The sequence below is a fragment of the Moraxella sp. CTOTU48268 genome (genome assembly GCF_032069585.1).
Taxonomy (GTDB): Bacteria; Pseudomonadota; Gammaproteobacteria; order Pseudomonadales; family Moraxellaceae; genus Faucicola; species Faucicola cinerea.
The window spans coordinates 1-9,525 of record NZ_DAMALV010000003.1 but is presented as its reverse complement, the minus strand read 5'-3'; the positions used below and the strand labels follow the sequence as shown (position 1 = coordinate 9,525).

Below are 9,525 nucleotides of genomic sequence, written 5' to 3'. Positions count from 1 at the left end.
ATACGATTGAGCGTAGTGGACGAAAGTTTTAGCATCTCGTTTGCCCAACTCGTCAGCGTATCGACAAATTGGTGGGTGTCTTTGATACGTTGCTGTACGTCTTTGCTTTCTGTGGCAAATTCTGGCTGATTGATTAAATCCGCCAAGAATCCAACCGTCGGCGCAAGCTCTCGGCGATAGCGTTCTTCGACAATTACTTTAGCCAATTCCCACACATCCGTGCCCGTGGTGAAATAATCGCGTCTATCACCGAGCGTATGTACTGTTTGTACCAGATTTAAGCTCTGCAATTCCTTGATGCTATTGCTCACATTTGAACGCGCCACGCCTAAGGTTTCTTGGATTTCTTCGGCATTCATCGGCTTGCCTGCCAAAAATAACAAGGCATGAATCTGGGCAACGGTACGGTTTACGCCCCATTTATTGCCCATTTCGCCCCAGTGTAAGACAAATTTTTCCATGGTCGATGTGAGTTGCACTTTTTAGCCTTGTGTGTAAGTAAATGGATGTAAATCAATCAATTTTTAATTATTTTGCGTTTTTTGTATATTTCTGTCAATACAGAAATTTTGAAAATTGTAAAAATTTTGTGGTTGGGTTTGGATTGTTGACCTTACAAGTCGCGTTTTATTTCCCAAAAAAAAATAATTTCGGTAAGATGAAGTGGTTGATTGTATCTTTTTTTTGATATTTAGTTTTTTGGTATTTATTTCTTTGGTATAAGGATGACCCATGACGGCAACCCAAACACAACAACTCACCTTTCAAAAAGTCACGTATGATGTTGCAGATAGTGTTGCGACGATTACCCTCAATGATCCAGCATCACTCAATGCGCTCAATAGCGTGATGAAATCCGAGCTTTATCAAGCCCTTGATTACGCACAATACGACACAGCCGCCAAAGTGATTGTCATCACAGGCGCGGGCAAGGGATTTTCTAGCGGTGGTGATATTCGCGAGATGCTATCGGGCGCAGATAACCGCGAAAATTTACTGAAAATGTCGCACAGCCTGACCATTGGGATTGCTGATATCACGCGCCGTATCCGCAAAATCAGCAAGCCGATTATCGCACGTATTAATGGCGCGTGTGCGGGCGCAGGCATGAATATCGCGTTAGCGTGTGATTTTCGCGTCGCCAGTGACAATGCTAAATTTTTACAAGCCTTTGTCAATATCGGGCTAGTGCCTGATGGGGGTGGTATTTATCTGTTATCGCAGTTGATTGGTGCTGCCAAAACCACTGAGCTTGTGATGTTGGGTGAGCAAATCACCGCGCAAAAGGCAGAAGATTTGGGACTGGTGAATGCGCTGGTGAGTCAAGATGCGCTTGATGCGGCAGTGAAAAAACTGACCGACCGCCTCACAAGCTTGCCAACCTTAGCGCTGGCGGCAATGAAGCAATCGATTAATCAAGTGGCATTTGCAGGACTAGATATCGCGCTAGACCAAGAGGTAATTTACCAAATGCAAATGGCGACCAGTGAAGACTTTAAAGAAGGGATTACCGCCTTTATGCAAAAGCGTCCTGCTCAGTTTAAAGGGCGATAAAGCATACGGCAAGCTCCTAAAAACCCTGCAAAAAATAGCGTCACCACCGACGCTATTTTTTTTGGGCACCATAATGCCCAAACTGGTAGCGGATTTTGTTATTGCGGATTTCGCCAACAAAGAAACGATATAAATTGGCATGCAGGTATTTCCAGCCCGTATTAAAATAGCCATCTTGCTGCAAGCGGCGTGGGTCAAAGCGAAAGGTGAGCGGTAGCATCTGATAGCGGGTGATTTTTTTGGCACGATTGACATAGTCACAATCTTCACACAGGGTGATAGACTCATCAAAACCACCCAATTGCTCATGCACAGATTTACTGGAAAAAATACACGCACCGACCGCGGTTGGTGATAAAAATTGGCTCACAAAAATACCCATGTTAAACAGCAGATAACCCACTGTAAACCAAGGTTTTAGGTGGTCAGCATTCATGTACACGCCGGCTACTTTCAAGGATTTTTTATCCAATAATTGGCTGGCTTTTCGCAAAAAGTCTGCATCCAACCGCACATCGGCATCTAGGAACAGTATTCGTTCATTTTTGGCTAGGCTTGCCCCTGTATTACGACCCAAGCTGACGCCACGCTTTGACATTTTATGGACGCTTATCGCGGTCAATTGATGGCGAAAACTTGCTGCAATTTGACAGGTGTCATCTTCGCTGTTGGAATCCACCACAATGACTTCAAAATTTTGGTAGCTTTGCTGGGCTAAGTCACGCAAAATATTGCCGATACGTTCGGCTTCGTTTAGGGTAATAATCACGATGCTAATTGGCGTCATAAGCTCATTCACAAGGGCAATAATCGTTGAAAACGGCAGTTTTTTAGATTTTTTATCATAAATGAACAATATGACGATTTGGTGATTGCTAAAAAAGTTTTGGCTGCTAAGCTAGGGAATGAGTAATCGAGCTGATGCAAGGTCCAATGGGCAATGGCATGGTAACCAGTTAGAAGGAGTAAAGTATGTGCATTGTGGCGTTGGCTTGGCAGCTGTTTGAGGATAAACCCTTGGTGCTATTATCCAATCGCGATGAATTTTTGCAGCGTCCTACACGCGTACTGCATGAATGGCAATTGCCGAATGGAAAAAAAATCATCGCGGGGCAAGATGCGCAAGCAGGTGGCACTTGGTTGGGTATCGATCCTGTGCATGGGCGCTGGGGGGTGATTTTAAACTACCGAGAGATTATCAAAGATAAGCCTGTCTTTGCCACGTCCCGAGGTCAGTTAATCGTTGATTATTTAAGTGGTGAGTGGTCGCCGCTAGCTTTTGCAAGGCAAATTGATTTGCCCTGCTACGATGGGTTTAATCTAGTCATCGGCGATCGGCAGCAAGCGGTACTACTTAATAATAAAGGGTATGGCATCGAGGTATTGGCAAAAGGCTTATACGTGTTATCCAACGGTCAACCAAATAAGGCATGGTTTAAAACGGAAAAACTGCGCAGGCGAGTACGACAAGAGTTGTTGCCGCTACTTGCTGGGCATGAGAATTGGCAAACAGCCAATTGGAAAAACGTGGCATTTGAGATATTGCAAGACCGTGAACAAGCGCCTATCACCCAGCTACCTGATACAGGCTTAGGTATAGAGACAGAGTTGGCGTTGTCTTCCATCTTTATTCCTGTCAATCGCCTCGATAAGCTGCTAGGAAGTAGCTATGGGACGCGCGTGAGTAGCTTGCTCACCATCACTCATACAGGGTTTGATATGCAAGAAAAAAACCTTGAAAATGACACTATCATCCGTATCACACACGATGTTAGCGCCACATAATCAATGAAAAAAACAGCCGCAAAATCAAAAGAATAGACAATAAAATCGCCTATCCATCAACCGTAAGCTTAACTGATATGCCCAAACATCATCATCAGCTCAGTATCGAGCCTATTAAAATCCAATTCAATAGTGTTATCCAAAAAAATCACTTCAATGCGGTTATCGGTTTGTGGCTCACAGGCCACCAAATCGAGCGAATCCGGGGTAAAATTCATGGTTTGCCATTGCTCATCATGTGTATGTTTGATATGAACCACCGATTTGATACGTTGCCAGTCGGGCAGTGCCAACAACCATTCTATCAGTACAGTCATATCAATTGTCCAGTCGGCTGACACCCGCCAGCCGATGATTTGATAGCCGTTTTGCACATCATGATAGCGAAATGGCAAGTCATCATTGGCAGCTGTTGGTGATTGGGTCGGGTCGGCTTGAATGGTGGGTGGAGCGGGGGACTGAGCAAAGCTCGTTAAGCTAATTTTTTGGTAATGGCTGCGCTCGGCAAGTACTTGGCTTGATTGCTTGAGCGTTTGTTGCAATTGCCGCAGATTGTCTTCGCCCAGTGTTTGTTCTGCTTGCCAAATCAATTTTGCTTTAGGGTTTAAACCCTTGACCCATGCGGTTAGCTGGGTTTTTTGGATGTCATCCAACTCATGAAAACGATTAATCACCACCACATCACAAAATCGCACATGCGCTTGGTAGCCTTCATTGTCACGATAACGGGCATCTTGCCAATGACGCGCATTGACGATACTGATGGCAGATTTTAGCGACAGCGCAGTTTGCCAATGCGGTGCAGATAGTTGCTCAATCAGCTCTCGCGGGTGTGCAAGCCCTGTCGGCTCAATCCATAATCGGTCAGGTCTATACTCAGAAGTCAGGCGAGCGAGCGCAATTTGTAGCGGCAGTTGCGAAGTACAGCAGATACAGCCACCAGATACTTGTCGAATCGCTAAATCATGGTCAGCATTACCCGTCAATAGCTTTTCATCAATACCGATTTGACCTGCTTCATTGACCAAAATCGCCCACTTTTCTTGGTGCTGAAAATGCGCGATACAGGCATTGATAAAACTGGTTTTACCAGAACCTAAAAAGCCCATCACCAGGTGACAGGCCGTGTTTGAAATCAAAGGTTTTATCATAAAATTTTCTTAACTCTGTTAACTTAGCTCTTCTAATTGGCTTTCTTAATACGCTCTTCTAATGGGCTTTCTTAATCCGCTCTTTTAAATAGGGCTCGTTTAGCTTTCTGCGCCATCGGGTACAAACACGTAGCCCACGCCCCAAACGGTTTGGATATAGCGCGCTTGCGAAGGATTATCTTCAATGAGACGGCGTAAACGCGATACTTGCACATCGATTGAGCGCTCCATTGCGCCCCATTCACGGCCGCGTGCCAGATTCATCAGTTTATCACGCGTTAATGGCTCACGGGGGTGTTGTACCAAGGCTTTTAATACACTAAATTCACCCGTGGTTAAGGTCACGATATTGCCATCACGTTTTAGGGTACGCGTTGATAAATCTAATGTCCATGACCCAAATTCGACCACTTCCATTTGCTGACTGGGCGCGCCTGGCAATTCACGCGTTTGCCGACGCAATACGGCTTTAATACGTGCCAATAATTCTTTGGGGTTAAAGGGTTTTGGCAGATAATCATCCGCGCCTGCTTCAAGTCCTGCGATACGATCAGCATCGGAACCTTTAGCGGTCAACATAATAATCGGAATATCGGAGTTTTCTGCGCGTAAGCGATGGCAAATACTGATACCGTCTTCGTTAGGTAGCATCAAATCAAGCACAATCAGCGAAAATAACTCGCGCTGCATCAGTTTGTCCATTTGGCTACCATCATGCGCAGTACGTACGATATAACCATCGTCTTCTAAGAAACGTTGCAATAAAGTACGAAGACGCGCATCATCATCAACGACCAAAATGCGCTGATTCATATCGCCTACGGCTGATTGATTGGGGGTAGATTCTACAGTGGGGTTGATGTCGTCACTCATTGATTATTTTCCTCATTTTTATCGTCGATATTCCTATCACCAATGTTATTTTCACTCGAATGTTGTTTTCGCTACATAGTTTTTATAAATACCCAATTATTTTCTATAAACACTAAATATGTTCCATTAGCGTGTTAACCCTGATGGTTAGGACAGGCAATCCTATAAAATATATGGGTATAAAAATTTTTGTTAGGGACTGATAAGGGTATTTTGAAACGATTGGTTACAACTTGCAAGCATTATCAATCTTATTATTCAGCCAAATTTGCGTAGTTATGCGGTTATTAAATCAAAAAAATGTGTCGATTGCTGTAGTGATTTTGCTAAAAATTCGACGTTAGCTTATAGGGTAGCCACCTATGATATAGTCATCAGTTAGCAAAATTTTAGTTTAACAACAGGGGTATAATTGACAAGGTAAAAATTCACTAAAGATTTTTGTTAAAATAGCGTTTACCTATTATCTTTTTGTATTGTTTTGTTATAATGCGTGAACTCTGAAGTTTTGAGTTCATCCTTATAAGTGTTAGGCAAAAATATGACTACAAACGTTACTGCCATTGCGGCTAATCCAGCGGTAGATGTACTCTCTGAGCAAGTCCAGCAAGCCATTTATCAAAAATTAGCTGCCAATCTGGGTATCAAACTCAACCAAATGATGGCATTCGTCAAACTCTATGATGATGGGGCGACGATTCCGTTTATTGCCCGCTATCGTAAAGACCAAACCGGCGGGCTCGATGACGTACAATTGCGTAGTCTGGAAAAATCGCTCAGCTATGAACGAGATATGGCCATTCGCCGCCAAAAAATCATTGAGCTGTTGACCTCACAAAATAAGCTGACCGATGAATTGAGTGAACGCATTAATCAAGCGGCATCCAAACTTGAATTAGAAGACATTTATTTGCCGTATCGTCCGCGCCGCCGCTCACTGGCAACCCAAGCGCGTGAAGCAGGACTTGAGCCAATTGCCTTGGCTGTTCTAAATGACTCGGTAAACCCAGAGACAGCATTATCAGCGTACCAAGCGCCAGCGCCTGTTCAAGATGACAACGGCGAAGCCGAAGCGTCAATTTTTGAAGATAAAGAAAAACAGCTATCAGGCATTGGTGCCATTATTATCGATGAGTGGACACAGCAGCTTGATCTACTCGATAAACTGCGCGTCGGCTTTGGTAAAATCGCCCAAATTCATAGCCGTCTAGTGGGCGAAGAAAAACGGGAAGTCGGCGAAAAATACAAAGACTATTTTGACCACGCTGAAAGCTTGGCACGTCTACCCAATCATCGATTATTAGCGATGCTACGCGGTCGCCAAGACAACGTACTAACGATTGCCATTGAAGGCGAGGATGCACCATTTATTGAGCAAATTAATCACGCATTTAACTTAACGGCTGCTGAGCCTAGTGAGCGTCAACAATTTTTATTGTCACTGGGCAAAAAACTGTGGTTGGATAAATGGCGTCCGCATATTGAGCATCGTTTGCTCACAGAAAAACGCTTAACGGCTGAATCAGCAGCAATTGACGTGTTTGCAAACAATCTACAGCATCTATTAATGGCAGCGCCAGCGGGTCAAAAAACGATTTTAGGCGTCGATCCCGGTATCCGTCATGGGGTCAAAATGGCTGTGGTTGATAGCCTAGGTCATGTTGCCAAAAATAGCGATGATAGTTTTGCGATTGCAACGGTATATCCATTTGCCCCAGACAATAAAGTCGATGAAGCCAAACAAACCATTGCAGATTTACTCAAAAATCACCATGTGAATTTAATCGCCATTGGTAATGGTACGGCTAGCCGTGAGACAGATGCCTTAATCAAAGAAATTTTGGCAGAAAACAGCGCTCAAGGAAACGGGGATATCAAAGCCGTGCCTGTGGTGGTCAATGAGTCTGGTGCGTCTGTGTACTCAGCCAGCGAACTGGCATCGCAAGAATTACAAGAGCTTGATGTATCCATTCGTGGGGCAGTATCGATTGCCCGTCGTTTGCAAGATCCCTTGTCTGAGCTGGTTAAAGTCGATCCCAAAGCCATTGGCGTGGGTCAATATCAGCATGACGTCAACCAAACGCAGCTGGCTGATAGTTTAACCAAAGTCACGCAAGACTGTGTGAATGCGGTGGGGGTAGACGTCAATACCGCAAGTCCTGCGATTTTGTCTTATATCGCAGGTCTCAATGTCAATGTAGCACAGCAAATTGTCAACTACCGCAACGAACATGGCGCATTTGCCAATCGTGAACAGCTCAAAAATGTGCCAAGATTGGGTGCCAAAACTTTTGAACAAGCGGCAGGTTTTTTACGCATTCGTGGCGGTGATGAGCCGTTAGATGCAACAGGGTTACACCCAGAAAACTATGAGATGGTCAAACAATGGCTGGCCTCAACCGACAATAATCTCAACGATGTGCTAGGTGACGAGTCAGCGCTTAACAATCTGACCGCTTCACTTATCGCTGCCGCAAACGATGAGGTTAATGATGCCGAGCAAGCAACGCTGAAAGCCGCTGCCATCAAACAAGAATTAGCCAAACCTGCACACGATCCAAGACCGAGCTTTAAAACAGCGCAGTTTCGTGACGATGTCAATAGCCTCAACGATTTAACAGAAGGCATGACGCTTGAAGGCGTGGTCACCAATGTGACAAGTTTTGGTTGTTTTGTTGATGTTGGCGTACATCAAGATGGCTTGGTACATATCTCAGAGATGGGTAACGAGTTTATCGCCGATCCGTTAAATCATGTCAAACCAGGTGATATCGTCACCGTTCGCGTGATTTCAGTGGATGCAGAGCGTAAACGTGTGGGCTTTAGCATGAAGTCAGACACCCCAATGGCAGCCAGACCTGCTGAAAAAGCACCCGCTAATAAAGCAAAAAATACCAACCAATCAGTGGATGGTACGGCAAAAAAACACGCAGACCATAGCGAGCGCGGGAGCAAATCAGCCAAACATTCGGGCAAACCTCAACGTAGTGATAAAGCCGCTAAACCGCAAAACCAAACAGCCGACAAACCGCAAAAAATCGGTAGCTTAGGTGCGTTGTTGGCGCAAGCAGGTCTAAAAAAATCAACATAAACCCCGCATCATTGGTAAACGTGCATCTAAATGGCTAAATCCATTTAGATGTTGCGATTGGTGATACAAGGTTTCGAGTGAGTGATGGTCAATTTTTTACAAGCATTTTGGCAAGCGACTCGCCCACGCACTTATCCATTAGCGGTGGCTGGCATCATAGTAGCCAATGCGTTGGCATACTCCCGTATTGGCAGCTTTAACAACAAAAATTGGCAAATCTTTTTGCTAAGCCTATGGGTTGCCTTAGGACTACAGATTTTATCCAATTTAGCCAACGACTATGGCGATGGTATACGGGGTACGGATGCCCATCGACTCGACAGACAGACTGCCCAAGGGACAATCAACCCCAAGACCCTCAAGAAATTAATCATAAGTTGGGCGCTGTTTATTTTCGGCTGCGGTATAGGCTTACTTTGGCTGAGCTTTAACAGTCTGACCGATTTTTTCACCTTCTTAGCATTGGGCATCATCGCCATTATCGCCGCAGTGACCTATACCATGGGTAAAAACCCCTATGGGTACAATGCGAAAGGCGAAATAGCAGTATTTTTATTCTTCGGCTTAGTTAATGTACTAGGGGGCGTGTACCTACAAACACAATTTATCCGTGTGATGGATATTATTGCTGCGGTGGTGATCGGTCTGCTATGCACTTGCGTATTGATGATTAACAATATGCGTGATTTTGACACAGATACAAGCGCTGGTAAAAATACCCTTGCCACCACCTTAGGCAAAGAAGGCATGAGCCACCTGTATCGGTTTATATTGTTGGGTGCTTACTTTTTACTCATTACTTTTGTGACCTTGCGACAAAATTTTTATCTATTAAGCCTATTTGTTCTAGTCTCTCCAATTGCCAGGCATCTTAAAATGGTTCGCCATTATAGTGATGAAAATATCCCCTCAAACGCACTAGCACCAGAGCTAGCCAAAATTGTCTTAATTACCCTAGCGACCAGTGTATTGATGAGTATAAGCATTCTTATCTTTAACTATAAAAAACTAATTTGAAAATAAATCAAAAAACTTTTGACAACGGTATTGACAGGTAAAAAGAAAAGCGTA

8 protein-coding genes are annotated in these 9,525 nt (G+C 44.3%); 4 read left to right on the top strand and 4 right to left on the bottom strand.

Annotated features, from left to right (window positions below):
- A partial coding sequence (locus RT143_RS01440; RefSeq protein WP_313090671.1) for a GbsR/MarR family transcriptional regulator occupies positions 1 to 479 on the bottom strand: 479 nt, incomplete at its 3' end.
- Between the two features lie 253 nt (positions 480 to 732).
- On the opposite strand from RT143_RS01440, the gene RT143_RS01435 reads away from it, so the two are divergent.
- On the top strand, positions 733 to 1,554 hold the full coding sequence (locus RT143_RS01435) for an enoyl-CoA hydratase/isomerase family protein (RefSeq protein ID WP_313090668.1): 822 nt from the start codon (positions 733 to 735) through the stop codon (positions 1,552 to 1,554).
- 52 nt (positions 1,555 to 1,606) lie between these two features.
- Here RT143_RS01435 and RT143_RS01430 read toward each other — a convergent pair whose 3' ends face one another.
- Entirely contained in the window at positions 1,607 to 2,341 is a 735-nt protein-coding gene (locus RT143_RS01430; protein WP_313090667.1) for a glycosyltransferase, read from the bottom strand.
- 185 nt (positions 2,342 to 2,526) lie between these two features.
- On the opposite strand from RT143_RS01430, the gene RT143_RS01425 reads away from it, so the two are divergent.
- Positions 2,527 to 3,339, top strand: coding sequence for an NRDE family protein (locus RT143_RS01425; RefSeq protein WP_313090666.1), 813 nt, complete (start codon positions 2,527 to 2,529; stop codon positions 3,337 to 3,339).
- Between the two features lie 68 nt (positions 3,340 to 3,407).
- Here the strand turns inward: RT143_RS01425 and RT143_RS01420 are convergent, their stop codons facing one another.
- Positions 3,408 to 4,490: a CobW family GTP-binding protein gene (locus RT143_RS01420; RefSeq protein ID WP_313090665.1), complete on the bottom strand. Its 1,083-nt coding sequence runs from the start codon at positions 4,488 to 4,490 to the stop codon at positions 3,408 to 3,410.
- A 99-nt stretch (positions 4,491 to 4,589) separates the two neighbouring features.
- The gene (gene ompR, locus RT143_RS01415; protein ID WP_257621731.1) at positions 4,590 to 5,363 is read right to left on the bottom strand and encodes an osmolarity response regulator transcription factor OmpR; all 774 of its coding nucleotides are present in this window, start codon (positions 5,361 to 5,363) and stop codon (positions 4,590 to 4,592) included.
- Positions 5,364 to 5,904: 541 nt separating this feature from the next.
- Between ompR and RT143_RS01410 the strand changes: the two genes are divergently transcribed.
- Both RT143_RS01410 and menA read left to right on the top strand, forming a co-directional pair.
- Positions 5,905 to 8,454, top strand: coding sequence for a Tex family protein (locus RT143_RS01410; RefSeq protein WP_313090664.1), 2,550 nt, complete (start codon positions 5,905 to 5,907; stop codon positions 8,452 to 8,454).
- 84 nt (positions 8,455 to 8,538) lie between these two features.
- On the top strand, positions 8,539 to 9,471 hold the full coding sequence (gene menA, locus RT143_RS01405; protein WP_313090663.1) for a 1,4-dihydroxy-2-naphthoate octaprenyltransferase: 933 nt from the start codon (positions 8,539 to 8,541) through the stop codon (positions 9,469 to 9,471).
- The last annotated feature ends 54 nt before the right edge of the window (positions 9,472 to 9,525 follow it).